Source organism: Propioniciclava sp. LT432, assembly GCF_059515965.1.
This window is the reverse complement of the sequence record NZ_JCAKNE010000010.1, coordinates 1-17,132: the sequence shown is the minus strand read 5'-3', so window position 1 is coordinate 17,132 and position 17,132 is coordinate 1. Positions and strand designations below refer to the sequence as shown.

At 69.6% G+C, this 17,132-nt stretch carries 16 protein-coding genes; 9 read left to right on the top strand and 7 right to left on the bottom strand.

Going from position 1 to position 17,132, the window contains the following annotated elements:
- Positions 1–82 precede the first annotated feature (82 nt).
- The 4 genes from AC5YDV_RS06880 to AC5YDV_RS06865 all read right to left on the bottom strand — a co-directional run bounded on the left by AC5YDV_RS06880 (position 83) and on the right by AC5YDV_RS06865 (position 4,121).
- A complete protein-coding gene (locus tag AC5YDV_RS06880) occupies positions 83–328 on the bottom strand; it encodes a hypothetical protein (protein ID WP_496182473.1) in 246 nt (81 codons plus the stop codon).
- Between the two features lie 9 nt (positions 329–337).
- Positions 338–1,615 (bottom strand): MFS transporter, encoded by a 1,278-nt coding sequence (locus AC5YDV_RS06875; RefSeq protein ID WP_496182472.1) that lies wholly within the window; start codon positions 1,613–1,615, stop codon positions 338–340.
- Between the two features lie 32 nt (positions 1,616–1,647).
- A complete protein-coding gene (gene ychF, locus AC5YDV_RS06870) occupies positions 1,648–2,721 on the bottom strand; it encodes a redox-regulated ATPase YchF (protein WP_496182471.1) in 1,074 nt (357 codons plus the stop codon).
- A gap of 143 nt (positions 2,722–2,864) precedes the next feature.
- Positions 2,865–4,121 (bottom strand): M18 family aminopeptidase, encoded by a 1,257-nt coding sequence (locus tag AC5YDV_RS06865; RefSeq protein WP_496182470.1) that lies wholly within the window; start codon positions 4,119–4,121, stop codon positions 2,865–2,867.
- Positions 4,122–4,308: 187 nt separating this feature from the next.
- Here AC5YDV_RS06865 and AC5YDV_RS06860 point away from each other — a divergent pair, with 187 nt between their 5' ends.
- The 5 genes from AC5YDV_RS06860 (at position 4,309) to AC5YDV_RS06840 (ending at position 9,204) form a co-directional block, all read left to right on the top strand.
- Positions 4,309–4,995, top strand: coding sequence for a lysoplasmalogenase family protein (locus AC5YDV_RS06860; RefSeq protein WP_496192446.1), 687 nt, complete (start codon positions 4,309–4,311; stop codon positions 4,993–4,995).
- A 12-nt stretch (positions 4,996–5,007) separates the two neighbouring features.
- On the top strand, positions 5,008–6,606 hold the full coding sequence (locus AC5YDV_RS06855; RefSeq protein WP_496182468.1) for a DNA recombination protein RmuC: 1,599 nt from the start codon (positions 5,008–5,010) through the stop codon (positions 6,604–6,606).
- 45 nt (positions 6,607–6,651) lie between these two features.
- A complete protein-coding gene (gene ilvA / locus AC5YDV_RS06850) occupies positions 6,652–7,929 on the top strand; it encodes a threonine ammonia-lyase IlvA (protein WP_496182467.1) in 1,278 nt (425 codons plus the stop codon).
- 153 nt (positions 7,930–8,082) lie between these two features.
- Positions 8,083–8,532 (top strand): rhodanese-like domain-containing protein, encoded by a 450-nt coding sequence (locus AC5YDV_RS06845; protein WP_496182466.1) that lies wholly within the window; start codon positions 8,083–8,085, stop codon positions 8,530–8,532.
- Between the two features lie 42 nt (positions 8,533–8,574).
- On the top strand, positions 8,575–9,204 hold the full coding sequence (locus AC5YDV_RS06840) for a hypothetical protein (protein WP_496182465.1): 630 nt from the start codon (positions 8,575–8,577) through the stop codon (positions 9,202–9,204).
- A gap of 6 nt (positions 9,205–9,210) precedes the next feature.
- On the opposite strand, the gene AC5YDV_RS06835 is transcribed toward AC5YDV_RS06840, so the two are convergent.
- The gene (locus tag AC5YDV_RS06835) at positions 9,211–9,987 is read right to left on the bottom strand and encodes a maleylpyruvate isomerase family mycothiol-dependent enzyme (RefSeq protein ID WP_496182464.1); all 777 of its coding nucleotides are present in this window, start codon (positions 9,985–9,987) and stop codon (positions 9,211–9,213) included.
- A complete protein-coding gene (locus AC5YDV_RS06830; protein ID WP_496182463.1) occupies positions 9,959–10,642 on the bottom strand; it encodes a TetR/AcrR family transcriptional regulator in 684 nt (227 codons plus the stop codon). The genes AC5YDV_RS06835 and AC5YDV_RS06830 overlap by 29 nt, the downstream gene beginning before the upstream one ends.
- Before the next feature lie 87 nt (positions 10,643–10,729).
- Here AC5YDV_RS06830 and AC5YDV_RS06825 point away from each other — a divergent pair, with 87 nt between their 5' ends.
- Positions 10,730–11,332: a hypothetical protein gene (locus AC5YDV_RS06825; RefSeq protein WP_496182462.1), complete on the top strand. Its 603-nt coding sequence runs from the start codon at positions 10,730–10,732 to the stop codon at positions 11,330–11,332.
- 262 nt (positions 11,333–11,594) lie between these two features.
- Here AC5YDV_RS06825 and AC5YDV_RS06820 read toward each other — a convergent pair whose 3' ends face one another.
- On the bottom strand, positions 11,595–12,989 hold the full coding sequence (locus AC5YDV_RS06820; protein ID WP_496182461.1) for an NAD-dependent succinate-semialdehyde dehydrogenase: 1,395 nt from the start codon (positions 12,987–12,989) through the stop codon (positions 11,595–11,597).
- A 147-nt stretch (positions 12,990–13,136) separates the two neighbouring features.
- Between AC5YDV_RS06820 and AC5YDV_RS06815 the strand changes: the two genes are divergently transcribed.
- The 3 genes from AC5YDV_RS06815 to AC5YDV_RS06805 all read left to right on the top strand — a co-directional run bounded on the left by AC5YDV_RS06815 (position 13,137) and on the right by AC5YDV_RS06805 (position 16,951).
- Complete coding sequence (locus AC5YDV_RS06815) at positions 13,137–14,162, top strand: tocopherol cyclase family protein (protein WP_496182460.1); 1,026 nt, start codon at positions 13,137–13,139, stop codon at positions 14,160–14,162.
- 228 nt (positions 14,163–14,390) lie between these two features.
- Positions 14,391–15,563, top strand: coding sequence for an HNH endonuclease signature motif containing protein (locus AC5YDV_RS06810; protein WP_496182459.1), 1,173 nt, complete (start codon positions 14,391–14,393; stop codon positions 15,561–15,563).
- A gap of 143 nt (positions 15,564–15,706) precedes the next feature.
- Positions 15,707–16,951, top strand: a complete 1,245-nt coding sequence (locus AC5YDV_RS06805) for an IS4 family transposase (RefSeq protein WP_496182899.1) — start codon at positions 15,707–15,709, stop codon at positions 16,949–16,951.
- The last annotated feature ends 181 nt before the right edge of the window (positions 16,952–17,132 follow it).

Below are 17,132 nucleotides of genomic sequence, written 5' to 3'. Positions count from 1 at the left end.
CCGATCGCCCCATTGTGGTCCATGGACCACGGGAGTGGGAAAAGGAGCCGGACGACCCCCGCCCGTGTCCTGCGCCGCAGCCCTACGGCCCCTCTCGGCGACTCATCTCCTCGACGATCCACCGTGCCGTCTCACGCTGGCACGCACCCGGCTCGCCGAAGCTGACGGCGAAGATGCTCGTGACCTCGGTCAACTGGGGCACGCCGCGCAGGCTCAGGATCTCGTCGGCCTCGGCCGCGTACTCGTCCCGCGGGGCACCTCTCGCAATGAGGCCGACGGGATCGGCCTCCGCCAGGATCTCGATCATCTGCTCGCGCGTCAGTGCCATGCCCGCAGCCTAGGACGACGCGACGGCCGCGGGGCGCCGAGCCCGGGAATGGCGTCCGTGCGCGAACGCGTACCAGACGGCGGCCACGCCCACGGCTGCAACGAGCGCGAGGTACATCGTGCCGAACCCCGCGGCCGAGACGAGTGCCCCGAGCGCGATCGGGCCGATGCCGAGGCCCACGTCCGCGAGGAGCAACAGCGTGGAGAGGCCGGTGGCCAACTGGTGCGGCTCCACCCGTGACACGGCGATGGCCTGGGAAGCCGGCATGAGGGTGCCGTAGCCGAGACCGGTCAACGCGCCCGCCACCACCACGTGCCAGTCCGCGGACGCGAACGCCAGCAGGGCGAGGGCCAGGGCGAAGCTCACCAGCCCGAAGGCGACCACGGGATTGTCGCCTCGGGTGTCCTGGACCCTCCCCAGGACGAGTCGCATGACCAGCATCGCGACCGCGTACGCGACGAAGAACCAGCCCGCGCCTCCCGTCAAGGACCGCTCCTGGGCGAACCCGTTGAGGAACGTGATGACCCCGGCGTAGCACAGGCCGACGACGACCATGAACATCCCGATCGGGACGACGTCGGGGTGCAGGATGTCGGCCAGGGAGAACCTCTTGCGCGCGGATGGTGGGACGTTGGCACCGCTCGTCCGGGCGGGTTCGTGCACGAACAGGGCGAGGACGAGGCCCAGCACGGACGTCGCCGTGGCGACCGTGAACAGCGCGGCGTACCCGACGTTGCCGGCGAGGAAGAGTCCGAGCGCCGGCCCCACGGCCGTGGCGAGTGTGCTGCTCAGGGCGAGGATGCCGGTTCCCTCCCCGCGGCGCAGGGCCGGGATCGCCGCCTGCGCGACCGCCATGGTGGCGGTGCTGGCGAACGCGTAGCTGAAGCCGTGCAGGATGCGTACGACCACCAAGATCGGCAACGAGACGGCCGCGAAGTAGAGCCCGCTGGAGACTGCGGCCATCGCGAGGGCGGCGAGGAGGATGCGTCGGCGTCCGAAGCGGTCGACCACGAACCCGGCGATGACGCGGGCGAGGGTGGCCCCGATGACGAACGCGCTGGAGGCCAGTCCGCCCATCGCGTCCGAGGCGGCGAACTGGCGCACCGCGTACAGCGCCATCGTGGTGACGAGGACGTAGAAGGTCAGGTACTGGGAGAAGTTGACCAGCCACGAGAGGGTGAACGTCGAGGTGAGGAGCCTGTCATGCTGACCGGCGCCGGATGTCGCCCCTCGCCGAGGCGCTCTCTCCTCGACCGGGTCCGGCCGACTCTCCCCCACCCTTGCCATGCACGCGCACCCTCACCCATGTGTCGCTCCGGTCAGACGTTGAAGCGGAACTCCACCACGTCGCCGTCCGCCATCACGTAGTCCTTGCCCTCCAGGCGCATCTTGCCGGCGGCCTTGGCCGCGGCTTCCGAACCAGCGGCCACCAGGTCGTCGAAGGAGACGATCTGAGCCTTGATGAAGCCCTTCTGGAAATCCGTGTGGATGACCCCGGCCGCCTCGGGTGCGGTGGCGCCCTTGCGGATCGTCCAGGCGCGGGCCTCCTTGGGGCCTGCCGTGAGGTACGACTGAAGGCCCAGGGTGTCGTAACCGACGCGGGCCAGCTTGTCGAGGCCGGGCTCGTCCACGCCCATCTCGGCCAGGAAGTCGCGGGCCTCATCCTCGTCCATCTCGACGAGCTCGGACTCGAACTTGGCGTCAAGGAACACCGCTTCCGCCGGCGCCACGATCTCACGCATGCGGGTCTTGAGGTCCTCGTTGCCCAGCTCGTCCTGGTCGCAGTTGAAGACGTAGATGAATGGCTTGGCGGTCAGCAGGAACAGGTCCTTGAGCTCGGTGGTGTCCATCCCCGACGCGAAGACGGTCCTGCCGGAGTTCAGCGTCTCCACGGCCGCCTGCATGGCCTCGAGCTTGGGGCGAGCCTCCTTCTTGATGCGCGCCTCCTTCTCGACCCGCGGCAGCGCCTTCTCCAGCGTCTGCAGGTCGGCGAGGATCAGCTCGGTGGTGACCGTCTCGATGTCGCTGCCCGGGTTCACGTGACCGTCCACATGGGTGACGTCGGCGTCCTCGAAGACGCGGGTGACCTGGCAGATGGCGTCCGCCTCACGGATGTTCGCGAGGAACGCGTTGCCCATGCCCTCGCCCTGCGAGGCGCCCTTCACGATGCCGGCGATGTCGACGAACGACACCGTCGCCGGGATCTGCTTCTCCGAGCCGTAGATCTCGGCCAGCTTGGCCAGTCGGGGTTCGGGCACCCCCACCACGCCCACGTTCGGCTCGATCGTCGCGAACGGGTAGTTCGCCGCGAGGACGTCATTGCGGGTGAGCGCGTTGAACAGGGTGGACTTGCCCGCGTTGGGGAGCCCGACGATTCCGATGGTGAGTGCCACGGGAGAGCATTCTAAGGCCGGAACGCCGAAGGCCCGACCGCGGTTGCACGGCCCCCGGGTGAGCGGGCCGACGGATGGAGTGAACTTGTGCCCCGACTGGGGGTCCGATGTTAACCCCGTCCGCACGTGCGGCGCCCCGGACCTCAGGCCCCCGCGTAGTACGCGGTGAGGGCGTCGGCCAGCCAGCCCGGGTCGAGGACGCCCGCGAGCTCGCGGGTGGAGTGCATGCTCAGCAGCGGGATGCCCACGTCGCACATCACCAGGCCGAGGCGCTCGGCGGTCATCGGCCCGATCGTGGAGCCGCAGGGCACCGCGTTGTTCGACACGAAGTCCTGGGTGGGGACGCCGGCCGCCTCGCAGGCGCGGCGCCAGAGGGCCGAACTGGCGGCGTCCGAGGTGTAGCGCAGGTTCGCGTTGTGCTTGAGCAGCGGTCCACCGTTGAGCAGCGGGCGGTGGTCCGGATCGTGCAACTGGGGGTGGTTCGGGTGGAGCGCGTGGCCGGCGTCCGCTGAGATGCAGGTCGAGCGCGCCAGCATGCGGTGCCAGCCGTCGGCGTCCGCACCCAGGGCACCGGCGATCCGGCGCAGCACCTGCTCCAGCAGGGGGCCGGCACCGCCCGAGCGCGAAGAGGAACCGACCTCCTCGTGGTCGAAGCACGCGAGCACCGTGATGTCGTCACCCTCGGCGTCCAGCAGGGCGACCAGACCGGCGTGCACCGAGCTGAGGTTGTCCAGGCGCGGCGAGGCGAAGAACTCCTCCTGGGGGCCGAAGACGGCCGGGGGCTCCGTGACGTAGCAGTACAGGTCGTGGCTCGCGGCGTCGGCGAGGTCGAGGTCGGCGTGGTCGGCGATCAGGTCGAGCAGGTCGAGGTCGGGGCGTCCGACGGCGAAGACGGGCTTGAGGTGGGTCTGCTTGTCCAGGCGCAGGGACTCGTTGACCGAGCGGTCCAGGTGCGGGGCGACCTGGGGCACGCGCAGCCACGCCGGCGTCCGCACCAGCACCTGCTCCCCCGCCCGCGTCACGATGCGGCCGGCCAAGCCCAGCTCGCGGTCGAGCCACTGGTTGAGCAGGGGGCCGCCGTACACCTCGACCGCCGCTTGCTGCCACCCGAAGGCGGACGCCGTGGGCCGCGGCTTGAGCTTGAGGGATGGCGAATCGGTGTGGGCGCCCACGATCCTGAAACCGGAAGCCGCGTCGGCACCGGAGGGGACGTGCCACGCCACCACGGCGCCATCACGAATGACGTAGCCGCCTCTGGCTTCGAGCACGAAACGCGCGTCCTCGGACTGCTCGGTGAAGCCGGCGGCCTCCAAGCGGCGGGCCACCTCGGCCGCGGCGTGGAAGGAGCTGGGGGAAGCGGAGACGAAGGCGGCCAGGTCGTTGATGTGGTCCAGTGCCATGGCCCCATCCTGCCCGGTCACCCCGCGATCGGCACGAGGCTCGCTGCGCTCGGCGATCCGCCACGGAGCCTGCGGAGTCCCCGCCCCCCGGAGGACACTGGAGTCAGCAGGCGCGGCGCGGGTGAGGGGATGAGCCATGATGCCTGGGCGTGGGGGGATCCTGTCGAGGGCACAACGATGTGCGGTGGTGGGAGCCGCCGCCTCGGGCGCCGCGTTGAGCGGACTGGTCCTGTCGGGAGCGTCGGAACGGATCATCCGGTGGGTGGCCACCTCTCCCATCGGTGCGCTGTTCGCGGCGGCGCTCGCCTCCCGGCCGACCACCGCGACCCAGCGGCTCACAACCGCGGCCCTCGGCCTGTCGGCGGTGGGTGACGCGTTCCTCGTGGCGTCCCGGGAGTATGAGGACGAGTCGGCCTCGCTCGCGGGGATGTCGTGCTTCGCCGCCGCGTATGCGACGCTCGCCGGCGCGTACTGGCGGGGGCGCCCGTGCCCGACGGACGTGCTGTCCTCGGCGGGGGCGGCGGCGACCGCGACCACCGTCGGCGCGGTGGTCTGGCCGCATGTGCCGCCGGGCATGCGCGTCCCGGTCGCGGTCTTCTCCGGCTGCCTGGTCTCCTTCGGCGCCGCGGCGCTGGCGGCTCCGCGGAGGGGATGGTTCTCCGAACCGGTGTCGCGACGGGTCGCCGGTGCCGCGCTGTTGCTGGTGGCTTCGGACTCGCTCGTCGCCCTGCAGATGTTCCACCCCCGGTTCCGCCCGTCACCGACGTGGGTGGAACTCGTCGTCCGCCTCACCTACCTCGCCGGCTGGACCCTCCTGCTGCTCGCGGTGCAGGAGCCCGCGGCGGGGCAGCGAAGAATTGTCGGAGGGCCCTGACAGGATCGAGGCATGGACAATTTCGCCCTCCTCCTGGTGGCCCTCCTCGTTGGCGTCGCACTCGGCGCTGCGGGCGCATGGCTCGTCCTGCGGCGGGCGTCCGACACAGCCGCCGTCGAGGACGCCGCTGCCACCGAGCGGTTGCGCGCGGCCGAGTCCGCGGCGCGGGCGGACGCCGAGCGCGCGCGGGCCGACATCGCCAACGCCGAGGTTCGGGTGAGCCAGGCCGAGATCAAGGTGCAGGAGGCACGCGCCGAGGCCGAGCGCGCCCACCGAGCCGTGGCCGAGGGCCGCGTCGAGGCGGCCAACGCCCAGGCCGAGGCGTCCGAGCAGGCGGCGAAGGTGGCCGGCCTGGCCGCGCGGCTGGAGGCGGCGCTCGCCGAGCGTGACACCGCCCGCGCCCGCGCCGAGGAGATCGCCGCCGATCGTGACGGCCTCGTGAAGGAGTTCAAGGTGCTGTCGGGTGCCGCACTCGACGAGCAGGGCAAGAAGGCGGACGCCACCGCCGAGACCCGGCTCAAGGCCACCGAACAGCTGATGGCCCCGATCAGGGAGAGCCTCGCGCTGTTCAACGACCGCCTGACCGAGGTCGAGAAGGCCCGCGTCGCCATGTCGACCGAGCTGGCGCAGCAGGTGAAGGCGGTGCAGTTCACCGGCGAACAACTGCGGCGTGAGACCAACGCCCTGTCGACGGCCCTGCGTAAGCCCCAGGTGCGCGGCGCGTGGGGCGAGCTGCAGCTCAAGCGGGTCGCTGAACTCGCGGGCATGCTCGAGCACTGCGACTTCACCCAGCAGTCCACCTCCACGACGTCGGAGGATCGGGTGATCCGCCCCGACCTCAAGGTCACCCTCGCCGAGGGCAAGTTCGTCTACGTCGACGCCAAGGTGCCGCTCTCGGCCTTCCTGGATGCCCAGGAGGCCGACGACGAGCGCGATCGCGAGCGCCACCTGACCCAGTTCGCCAGGAACGTGAAGGGCCATGTGGACGCCCTGAGCGCGAAGAACTACTGGAAGGCCGACCCGGGTACGCCGGAGTTCGTCGTCATGTTCATCCCGAACGAGGCGCTCGGCTTCGAGGCGCTGCGGATGGTCCCCGACCTGCACGAGTACGCCAGCAGCCGCAATGTCGTGGTGGCCACGCCGACGGTACTGATCGCCATGCTGCGCTCGATCGCGTACGGCTGGAAGCAGGCCAGGTTGGCCGAATCCGCCGCCCAGGTGTCCACGCTGGGCCGCGAGTTGTACGAGCGGCTGGGCACGATGGGCCACAACGTCGACAAGCTCGGGCGCGCGTTGGGCTCGGCGGTGAAGGCGTACAACGCCTCCGTCGGCTCGCTCGAGACCCGCGTGATGGTCACGGCCCGCCGGTTCCGCGACCTGAAGGTGACCGACGAGGAGTTGGCCGAGCTCACCCCCATCGAGGAGCCGCTTCGCCAGCTGTCAGCTCCCGAGTTGGTGGAGGACGCGACGGCCGTGCCGGCGGTGATCGGACGCAAGCCCGCAGCCGTTCTGCCCGAGGCGTCCGTGCTCAAGCGGAGCGAGCCGGACCTGTTCGACATCGTCGGCGAGACCAGCGCGAAGGACGCGCCCCCGGTCCGCAAGCACGCCTGAGTGCGCCGTGCTCCCCGGCTCCTCGATCGGGGGCACAATGGGCGGGTGACGCACCTTCCCAGCGATGTGATCAGCCTCCCCCTGCCCGTGGCAGCCTCCGACGTGGACGCCGCCGCCGTCCGCCTCGCCGGGGTGATCAACGACACACCGCTCCAGTACAACGAACGCCTGTCCGCCGCCACGGGGGCCGAGGTGTGGCTCAAGCGGGAGGACCTGCAGCCGGTGCGGTCCTACAAGATCCGGGGCGCGTACAACTTCATCGCGCAGCTGTCGGAGGAGGAGCGCAAGGCCGGTGTGATCGCGGCCTCCGCGGGCAACCACGGCCAAGGCGTGGCGATGGCCTGCGCTGAGTTGGGCATCCACGGGCGCATCTTCATCCCGAGCACCACGCCTCGCCAGAAGCGCGACCGGATGCTGCACCTCGGCGGTGACTCCATCGAGCTCGTGGTCGTCGGTGACTCCTACGACGAGGCGTCTGCGGCGGCCGCCCAAGCGGTCGAGGAGACTGGAGCGGTCATGGTGGCCGCCTTCGACGACGCGCGCACCATCGCGGGCCAGGGCACGGTTGCCAAGGAGATCGTCGAGCAACTGGGCCGCGAGCCCGACCGTCTGGTCGTGCCCGTGGGCGGCGGCGGCCTGCTCGCCGGCTGCCTGGTGTGGCTGAGCACGTTCAGCCCCCACACCACCGTCGTCGCGGTCGAGCCAACCGGTGCGGCCTGCATGGCGGCCGCACTGGATGCCGGAGGCCCGACCACGCTGACGAAGGTCGACACGTTCGTCGACGGCGCGGCCGTGCGCCGGGCGGGCGAGCTCACCTACGCCATCGCTGCCCGCCTGGCTCCCCGCGCCGTCTCCGTGCCCGAGGGGGCGATCTGCTCGGAGATGCTCGCGCTCTACCAGACCGAGGGCATCATCGCCGAGCCGGCCGGGGCGCTCGCGTCCACCGCACTGCGGCTCCACCCGCCGAAGCCCGGAGAAGTCGTGGTCGTGGTCATCTCCGGGGGGAACAACGATGTCTCCCGCTACGCCGAGATCGTCGAGCGTTCCCTGGTGTACGAGGGCCGCAAGCACTACTTCCTGGTGAACTTCCCGCAGGAGCCGGGCGCCCTGCGCAGGTTCCTCGACGAGGTGCTCGGCCCGGACGACGACATCACCCACTTCGAATACGTCAAGCGCAGCAACCGTGAGGTGGGCCCCGCCCTGGTCGGCATCGAGTTGGGCGATCCGGCAACCCTGCCCGACCTCCTCGTCCGGATGGACCACAGCCCGATCCGTGCCGAGCCGGTGGATCCCCAGAGCCCGTTCTACCGGTTCCTGATCTGACGGTTGGACTCTCGGTTCGGATCACACGGGTTCGGATCGCACGGGTTCGGATCCCACGGGTTCGGATCCCACGGGTTCGGATCCCACGGTTGCGGAATCCGATACCCCCCGGGGTATGATCCCTGCATGTCCGTCCGACCTCGAGGAGCCGCCATGCGTGTCCGTCGCACCGCGTCCGTCATTGTCGCCGCCGTGGTGGCCCTCACCGGAGCGGCCTGCACCGCAACGAGTCCGAGTGCCCCGGCGTCCGTCGGGAGCGCGGCTGCGCAGGGGGTCGCTCCCGCCTTCGGTGCGACGCTCAACGCCCAGCAGTTCAAGGCCTCCCTCGACGTCCCGGGCGTGACGGTCCTCGACGTCCGGACGCCGGCCGAGTTCGCCGGCGGGCACCTGGAGGGGGCCCAGCTCGCCGACATCAACGGCGACTTCGAGACGGCCGTCGCCGGGCTCGACCGGTCGGCTCCCTACGCGGTCTACTGCCGCTCCGGCAACCGCTCCGCCGCTGCCTTGGCCGCGATGAAGAAGCTCGGCTTCACCAACGCCTGGCACCTCGACGGAGGCATCGGCGCCTGGCAGTCCGCCGGCAACGCCGTCGTGACGGGCTGACACCGAACGCGATCTGTCCGGGCCTCCCGCCATGATGGGCCCATGAGGTTCTACGCGCGCCCCTCGTGGCGGTTTGTCGGCCAAGTGGTGGGAGACCTCCTCCTCATTGCTTGGGCCGTGGCCTGGTGGTTCGTGGGTCGGTTCGCGGACGGCACGATCCGAGCCCTGTCCGAGCCCGCTCGCCAGACGCAACGCGTCACAGGCGATCTCCAGCGCCAGCTGGGCGACGCCGCGACGCAGGCCGCGGGAGTCCCCGTGGTGGGCGACGGGCTGCGGCAACCCTTCGACGGCATGTCGGGCACGTTGGGCGAGCTCGCGGTCGCGGCGGGCGACCAGGTCGTCCAACTCGAACGGGTGGCCACCGTGACCGGATGGCTCGTGTTCCTGATGCCACTCCTGGCGCTCGCCGTGGTGTGGGTGCCGCGCCGCGTGGCGTTCGCCGCCCTGGCCGGCACGACCAGCGGCTTGCTGAGCAGCAGCGACGGCGACGACCTCCTCGCCCTCCGGGCCCTGGCCACGCAACCGGTCGCCGCGTTGCGCACGGTGGCTGACAATCCCGTGGCCGCTTGGCGCATCGGCAACCCAGAGGTCATGGCCCGCCTGGCCGACCTCGAGCTCGAACGGGCCGGGGTGAGTCGTCCGCGTCGACGGATTCGGCGCGGCGCCGGATAGGCCGGTTCAAAAGGTGACGCGGGCGGCTTCGAGGCTGGGCCGCACGGCGTCCGGGACGTGGGCGAAGAAGCCCTCCCGCACCGCTCGCCCCGAGAGGTGGCGCAGGTAGTCGGCACCATCCAGGGCCACTCGCTGGGCCCCGGCCTCACGGCCGAGCAGCCACGTGCCCCCTTCCGGCCCGTTGAGGTGGAGGACGACGCTCGGCCCGTGCCAGGCGAGCGCGAGATCGCGGACGACCTGGGTCACGACATCGTGGTCGCTCGGGTCGGGCGCGACGGACGTGCCCGCTGCTCGGGCGATGTCGTGGCGGTGCAACCACACGTCGCGAGCGAGGATGTCGTGAGCGAAGTACCCGATCGTCGCGTACCTCGGCAGCTGGGGGTCGCGGATGGGCACCCGGCGCAGGACGCCCGGTGCCGGCCGCGAGTCCCGGGCACGACGACGCAGGCGTTCGATGAGCTCGTGGGGGGACTTTTCTCGCAGCCGAGCGATGCCGACCTCGTTGACCCCATCCAGGGCGTTGTCACGCGGATGGAGCACCCGCGCGAGCACGGTGTCGACGAGGTAGAGCAGTGGTGCCCGCGTGAAGCGGGAGGCCGCCGTGACGTGCGCGACCATGTCGCGGACTGTCCAGCGCGGGCACTCGGTCGGGGCGTCCCACAGTTCGGGCGCGAGTGCAGCCGCCTCCGCGGCGAAGGCGAGCCGCTGCGCGCGCACGGCACGGGCACCGCTGGCAGCGTCGGCGGCGGGCAGTTCAGCGGCGGGCGGGGGTACGACGTCCATGGCGATCCTCCTCGGGCAAGTAGGACGTGATGAGTGCGGCGACCAAGCCGGCGAAGTGCTCCTCGGCCCGGCCCTCCCCCCAAGCCGCGTCGGGTTCGTTACCGAGGTGACGGGCGATCACCCCGGTGACGAGGTTGGCCACGTTGTTGGCCATCTCGGCAACGGTGACGTCCTCCCTGACCAGCCCATGCTCGCGGTAGCGGGACATCTCATCCACGAGCAGCGCGAACACCGCCAGTGACGGCTCGTAGGCCTGCGGAGACGGCTGCCACTGCGGGACGGGCCGGAAGTACATGAGGTGGGCCAGGGCTGGGTTCTCGACACCCCAGCGTGCGTGGGCCTCGGTCAGTTCCAGGGCCCGGGAGAGCACGTCCGTGGAAGGTCGGACCGGGCCGAGGCGCTCGGCGTGGTCCGTGATGGCGGCCAGGCATTGCTCCCAGCCTCGGCGGAACAGCGCGTCGTAGACGGCGTTCTTGGAGTCGAAGTACGTGTACAGCGACGGCGTCCGGACGCCGATGCGGCGAGCCAGCTCTCCCAGGGAGAGGCCGAGCACACCCTCAGAACGCATGATGTCGATCGCGTGGTCGAGGATGGCCGCGCGTGTCTCCTCATGCCGCCGGAGGCGCCGGCTGTCGGGCTGGAATGTCTCGACCACGGCGTCCTCCTTGTGCAAGAAGGTAAGCCTAATGGGATGAGGCGTCAAGGGCTGGGACATGAGGAGGCGGACGCCTACCCTTGTCGGGTGACCTCTCCCAAGCGGCCCCACCGTCCCGTGCTGCGCTCCCCCGAAGCCCTCGAGGCCCTGGGAGCCGGGTCGGACCCGATCGCGCAGCTCCACGCCGCGCACGAGACCGCCGCCGCGCTTCTCCACGTCGGGCGCTCCGCGGACGACCCGGCCGTGACCGCGCGCCTGGTCGCCCTGGTCGACGAGATCGGCTTGTCGACGCTCGTGGACCTGTGGGCGCACCGTCCGGCGACGACCCTGCCCGGGGCGCTGTGGCGGCTCTACCTCCTGCGCGAGTGGATGGTGACCGACCCGGACGGCGTCGCGCGTGAGTACGCGGCCGGCGTCCGGTTCACCGAGCCCAACCATGCCGTGGCCGGCATCGACCCGCCCGGTCCCGACGAGGTGCGTCGGGTCGCCGACGCGATCCTGCGCGGGGTGTTCACCGGAGACTTCGCGATCGCGTTGGAGCGTGCCGCCGCGTTCTGCCACGTGGTCGCCTCCGGCCGAGCCGAGGTGGGACGCGACCGCGCCGACCTCGAACGAGCCGCGAAGCTGCAGGACATGGCACACGACCTCACCGAGGACGCCCACCTCTGGCGCACCGGCGCACTCAACTGACCCGCACTCAGCTGACCCGCACTCAGCTGACCCCGCACGCAACTGACCCGCACTTGGCTGACCCCGCACTTGGCTCTGGGCGGCACACCCCCTATTCTCGAACGCGCGTCGGGCTGCGGTAGCCCCGGGCTCCACTCATAGCCGCTGCGAGCGGCCACGCGCCGAGAGGCGCTCCCAGCCCGACGCCCACCAAAGCACGATGGCCCGGCCCCCCGAGGGGGCCGGGCCATCGGCTCGATCAGGCGACCAGAAGGTCTGTCGATCAGAAGTTGTCGTCGATGTCGCGGACGACGACCAGCTTCTCGTTCACGAACTCCCTGATGCCGAGGTCACCCAGCTCACGGCCGTAACCGGAGCGCTTGGTGCCGCCGAACGGGATGTCCGCCTTCACTCCGGTCGGCTGGTTGATGTACACCATGCCGGTGTCCATCTTCGCGGCGACCTTCTCAGCCTTCTCCATGTCCTCGGTGAACACCGAGCCACCGAGGCCGAAGGGGGATGCGTTGGCGATGCGCACGGCGTCATCGGCGTCCTTGGCGCGGAACAGCGAGCTGACCGGGCCGAAGAACTCCGTCTTGGCGGTCTCGGACCCGACCGGGATGTCGGTGAGGATCGTCGGCTGGTGGAAGGTGCCCTGCTCGGGGACGGGCTCGCCGAGCTCCTCGATCGTCACGCCCTCCTTCTTGGCCTGCTCCAGCTGGGCGGTCAGCATGTCCTTGGCGCGCTGCGAGGACAGCGGTGCCAGCGTCGTGGAGGGATCCATCGGGTCACCGGCCTTGAACTCGGCGACGCGCTTGCGGTACTTCTCCAGGAACTCGTCGTAGACCGAGTCCTCGACGATCATGCGCTTGGACGACACGCAGACCTGGCCGGCGCTCCAGTGACGTCCGAAGGCGGCCCACTCCACCGCCTTGTCGAGGTCGGCGTCCGCCAGCACGATGAAGGCGTCCGAGCCACCCAGCTCGAGGGTCGACTTCTTGAGGTTCTTGGCGGCCACGGCGGCCACGGCACCGCCGGCACGCTCGGAGCCGGTCAGCGCGACGCCGCGCACGCGCGGGTCGGCGAGTACCTGCTCGGTCGCGGCGTGGTCCGCGAACACGTTGGTCAGCAGGCCCTCGGGAACGCCGGCCCGGCGGAAGAGCTCCTCCATCTTCAGAGCCGACTGCGGGACGTTCTCGGCATGCTTGAGGACGATCGCGTTGCCCGCGGTGAACTGCGGGGCACTGATGCGGACGACCCGGTAGTACGGGAAGTTCCACGGCTCGATGGCGTAGAGGACGCCCAGCGGCGAGGACACCAGCTTCACGTCCTTCTCGCCGAGCTGCTTGGTCTCGAGGTAGCGCGGCTGGAGGTGCTCGGGACCCCGCGCCACGTAGTACTCCAGCATGTCCACGCAGAGGTCGACCTCGGCCTCGGCCTCGGCGATCAGCTTGCCCATCTCGAGGGTGAGGACCTCGGCGTACTCACGGCGGTTCTCGCGCAGGATGTCGGCCGCCTTCTGGAGGACACTCACTCGCCCCTCGACCGGGACCTCCCTCCACTCCTGGAACGCGGCGTCGGCGCGTTCGATGGCCGCGTCGATCTCCTCGGGGTTGGCGGTGGGGAACTCCTTGACCAGCTCGCCGGTGTACGGGTTGACCGTCTTGTAGTTGTTCATCACAAGCTCTTTTCCCTGCAGCCTTGCAGATAGATGATGCTTCAATTAAACCCACTCGGATAGGTTGAAGATTCAAATCCACTGGTCCCTGTAGGGTGATGGCGTCCGGTTCCGGAGCCTGCCTCCCCCAGCCCAAGCGAGGACGACGTGCTGGCCTCGATCACCTCCCGCTACCGCGCCACCGGCGCCGACCTGCCCTTCGGACGCCCCGCACGCGCCCACCCGGGCGTCTCCATGGAGGGCTACTTCTGGCGCATCACCACCCCCGAGCGCTCGGCGATCGCGCTGATCGGCGTGAACCAAGGACCGCACGGCCCTTGGGCCACCCTGGGCCTCGCCACCTCGCCGGGGGTGTCCTCACCGGCGGGGCTGGCGACCGCCGCCGTCGAGGGCGCCTGGGCCGATCCGGACGCGCTGGGTGCCGGCTCGGGCGGGCACTTCCTCGGCACGGAGCGGATCTTGCGGGTCCGCATGGCGAACGGGGAGCTGGACGCGGCCTTCAACCACCTGGACCTGTGGCCGCGGCGGGCCTTCGGCGGTTCGAGCGCGTTCCAGCTCGTGCCGGCACTCAACCAGTACTGGCACCCGTGGCTCCTCGGCGGACGGGCGTCCGGCCGGGTCACCCTCGGCGACGACACGTGGGAGTTCACCGAAGCGCAGGTCTATGGCGAGAAGAACTGGGGACGCGGCGGGTTCCCCGACGCCTGGTGGTGGGGACAGGCCCATGGCTTCGACGAGCGAGGCGCTTGCGTGGCGTTCGCCGGAGGCCAGGTCCACGCCGGGCCGCTGCGCACGGAGGTGACGGGCCTCGTGGTGCGCCTGCCCGACGGCACCGTCCTCCGGCTGGGCAACCCCGGGACCTCCCCCGTGGTGGCCCGCATCCACGACGAGGCCTGGTCGCTGCGGGGGCGGTCGCACCTGTGGTCGGTCGACGTGGACGCCCACGCGCCACTCGGCTTCGCGCACGTCCTGCCGGTTCCGCTGCCCGCGGAGCACCGCAACACTCCGGGCGCATTGGAGCACCTGAGCGGCGTCCTGCGCGTCGTCGTCCGTCGACGTGGACGTGCCGTCTGGCGCGGCACCAGCACCATGGCCGGACTCGAACACGGGGGCCTGGCACGAGCGGACGCCGAGCTGGCACGTCGGGGCGGCGATCCCCATCCGTTGCCCTGACGGCGTCAGGCCGGACGTGCACTGCGCGGCCCTGTGCCACGAACCCGGACCATGCCCGCTCTGTGACACCCCACTCGGTGAGGCCTCCTCTGTGACACGCGGCCTGTGACACCCGGCCTGCGACACCCACCCTGCACACCCACCCTGTGACCACCCACCCTGTGGATGGTCCTCCACAGTTTCGATTCCTGTTCGATTGTGTCGGTGGCGACGCGTAGCGTTCTTGCCATGGACACCCCCTCCAGCACGACCACCATCGCCGCCCTCGTGGCGATGACGGCTGCCCTGGATGCGGTCGATCATGCAGAGCGTCACGGCCTCGACCACCGGACGCGTCTGGCCCTGGTCGAGCAGGCCCAGGTCGTCCTGGTGCGAACGGAGGCCCTGCTCGGTGCGCTGGTGGCCGAGGCGGACAAGGCGCGGAGCAGCAGCATCGTGGCCGGGACGCCCACGACGAGTTGGATGCAATCGACCGCGGCGCTCGGGCGAGGTGAAGCGGCCGGGCTGGTGCTGGGCAGCAAGGAGGTGAACGCGCGGCCCGGCATCCGGGACGCGGCGCTCTCCGGCCAGGTGAGCACGCGGCAGGCCCGCTCGATCGCCAAGGTGATCAACCAACTGCCTGCGGACCTGACCCCGCGGCAGCGCAGCCAGGCTGAGCAATGGCTCATCTCCGAGGCGGCCCACACCGAGGCCGGACAGTTGGCGAAGCTCGGGCCGAGAGTGCTGGACGTGGTGGCTCCCGAGTCAGCTGAAACCCCCGAGCAGGTGCAGAGACGCTTGGAAGCCCAGCAGCGTCGAGCCCACGCGGCCCGCTGCCTGACGTTCACCGACGACGGGGATGGTTCCTCCATCGTCCACGGCAGCCTGCCGCACTTGCAGGCGACGCCCCTGCTCAAGCTTCTCCAGGCCAAGGTGGACGCCGGACGCCGCCACGCCCGCGACCTGCCCCGTGACGAACAGCCGGCGCTCAGCATCGCTCAGCGGTGGGCGGACGCCCTCACGGACCTGGCTTCGGGCGTGGGAGACATGGTCTCCGACGAGCCTCCGGCGGATGGCCGCCGCCCCGGCGGCCAGGTGCCGACGGTGGCGGGTGAGCGTCCGCGCATCGTGGTGACCTTCGACTACGACGCCTTGCGTCGAGGAGTGGAGCAGGCCGGCCTGCTCGACACGGGCTTGCCCATCAGCGCCGGCGACCTGCGGCGGTTGGCCTGCGATGCCGACCTGGTCCCGGTGGTGCTGGGCCGGAGCAGCGAACTCCTCGACTACGGCACCACCACTCGACTCGTCCCGGCTGGGCTGCGTCGAGCCTTGTCCCTGCGTGATGGCGGCTGCACCTTCCCCGGCTGCGGCGCGCCCGACAGCCAGTGCGACGCCCACCACATCGCAATGCCGTTAAGTTAGCCGCTGGCACTGCTTCGCGGGTGAGTGGTCTTTGAGGATGCTTGCGGCATTTTTCGAGATTTGTTGGTGTGGTCTGCGGAGGTTTGTGCGACTCGCGGGATTATGTTCGTGACGCTCCGGGGTGATTCTTCTAGTGTGGGGCTATGAACGAATCCGTTTCGCGGAAATTCACGGATCATCTTCCTGTGGGCGTGTTGGCGGAGTGTATTCCGCGGGACGAGGTCGAGACGGCAATTGATCTGGCTAATCGGCGGGAGCAACGTTCGCGTCTCCTTCCGGCCCGAGTCGTGGTCTACTACGTGATCGCGTTGGGACTGTTCTTCGGGGAGAGCTATGACGAAGTCATGCGAAGGCTCGTCAACGGTCTGAGATTCATCGGTGGATGGTTATCCAGTTGGCATGTTCCCACGCCCAGTGCAATCACGCAGGCCCGGGCCCGCCTGGGTGAAGAACCCATGAAGTTACTTTTCGAGCGTGTTGCCCAGCCTTTGGCTTCCTCAGCGACGCCGTCGGCGTGGTTCCACGGGCAACGCGTGATGGCTATTGATGGAGTGGTGCTGGACGCTCCTGAGTCGCCGGGCAACGCCGCCACGTTCGGCTATAGCGTGGGAGGACGTGGGGCCAGCGTGTTCCCGCGCGTGCAGGTGGTAGCGGTTGCCGAGTGTGGGACTCACGCCATTACGCACGCGGTGATCGGTGACCTCGGCTCCAGCGAACGGCCGCTGGCTGAGCGGCTGGTCGGCCGGCTAGAGCAAGGAACGCTCCTGCTTGCCGATCGTGGCTTCTACTCGTACAAGATCTGGGAATTGCTGATCGCGGGCAAGGTGGACGCCGCGTTTCGTGTCGCGAGCACCCTGAACCTTCCCCCCATCACCGAATACCCCGACGGATCGTATCTGTCCGTCCTTTTGGCGCCCGCACGTCAAAGCGCAGTGAGGCAATCCTCCCGCGTCCATGGGCGCGATAACAAGCGGGCCGAGCATCAGTGGCTACTCGATAACGGTACCGCTTGCCGGGTCGTCGAATACACAATCGAGGGGTCTTCGGCGACGTACCGCATTATCACCACTCTCTTGGACCACGACCGCTATCCCGCCGATGAAATCGCCGCCCTCTATCACGAACGTTGGGAAATCGAGAACGTCTTTGATGAGATCGAGGTCCACCAGATCGCGCATGGCCGGGTCCTACGGTCTCGCTCACCCGAACTTGTCAAACAAGAGATCTGGGGACTCCTCCTGGCGCACTACGCGATCCGAAAACTTGTGCATAACGCTTCCGACCTCGCCGAGATCGACCCCGACCGATTATCGTTCGTTCGCGCTCTCAGAATCATCCGACGCCACATTTCCAGCGGCGCGGAACTTTCCCCCCTCGATCCTGAATGAAATAGTCGACGAACTCGTAACGCACCCGAATCCTCCCCGACGACACAGGAGCTACCCGCGGGTCGTCAAGCGACACTTCGCCGCCTACCACAACACAAAACGTGCACAACACCGCGGAATAAAGCAGGAACACCTACCACGAATCCACACTCGCCAGCCCCAGCTAACTTAACGGCATTGC

Excerpts from the sequence above, each read along its gene's own strand:
- AC5YDV_RS06880 (WP_496182473.1), bottom strand. The coding sequence starts at position 328 with ATGGCACTGACGCGCGAGCAGATGATCGAGATCCTGGCGGAGGCCGAT.
- AC5YDV_RS06875 (WP_496182472.1), bottom strand. The coding sequence starts at position 1,615 with ATGGCAAGGGTGGGGGAGAGTCGGCCGGACCCGGTCGAGGAGAGAGCG.
- AC5YDV_RS06865 (WP_496182470.1), bottom strand. The coding sequence starts at position 4,121 with ATGGCACTGGACCACATCAACGACCTGGCCGCCTTCGTCTCCGCTTCC.
- AC5YDV_RS06855 (WP_496182468.1), top strand. The coding sequence starts at position 5,008 with ATGGACAATTTCGCCCTCCTCCTGGTGGCCCTCCTCGTTGGCGTCGCA.
- AC5YDV_RS06845 (WP_496182466.1), top strand. The coding sequence starts at position 8,083 with ATGCGTGTCCGTCGCACCGCGTCCGTCATTGTCGCCGCCGTGGTGGCC.
- AC5YDV_RS06840 (WP_496182465.1), top strand. The coding sequence starts at position 8,575 with ATGAGGTTCTACGCGCGCCCCTCGTGGCGGTTTGTCGGCCAAGTGGTG.
- AC5YDV_RS06835 (WP_496182464.1), bottom strand. The coding sequence starts at position 9,987 with ATGGACGTCGTACCCCCGCCCGCCGCTGAACTGCCCGCCGCCGACGCT.
- AC5YDV_RS06820 (WP_496182461.1), bottom strand. The coding sequence starts at position 12,989 with ATGAACAACTACAAGACGGTCAACCCGTACACCGGCGAGCTGGTCAAG.
- AC5YDV_RS06810 (WP_496182459.1), top strand. The coding sequence starts at position 14,391 with ATGGACACCCCCTCCAGCACGACCACCATCGCCGCCCTCGTGGCGATG.
- AC5YDV_RS06805 (WP_496182899.1), top strand. The coding sequence starts at position 15,707 with ATGAACGAATCCGTTTCGCGGAAATTCACGGATCATCTTCCTGTGGGC.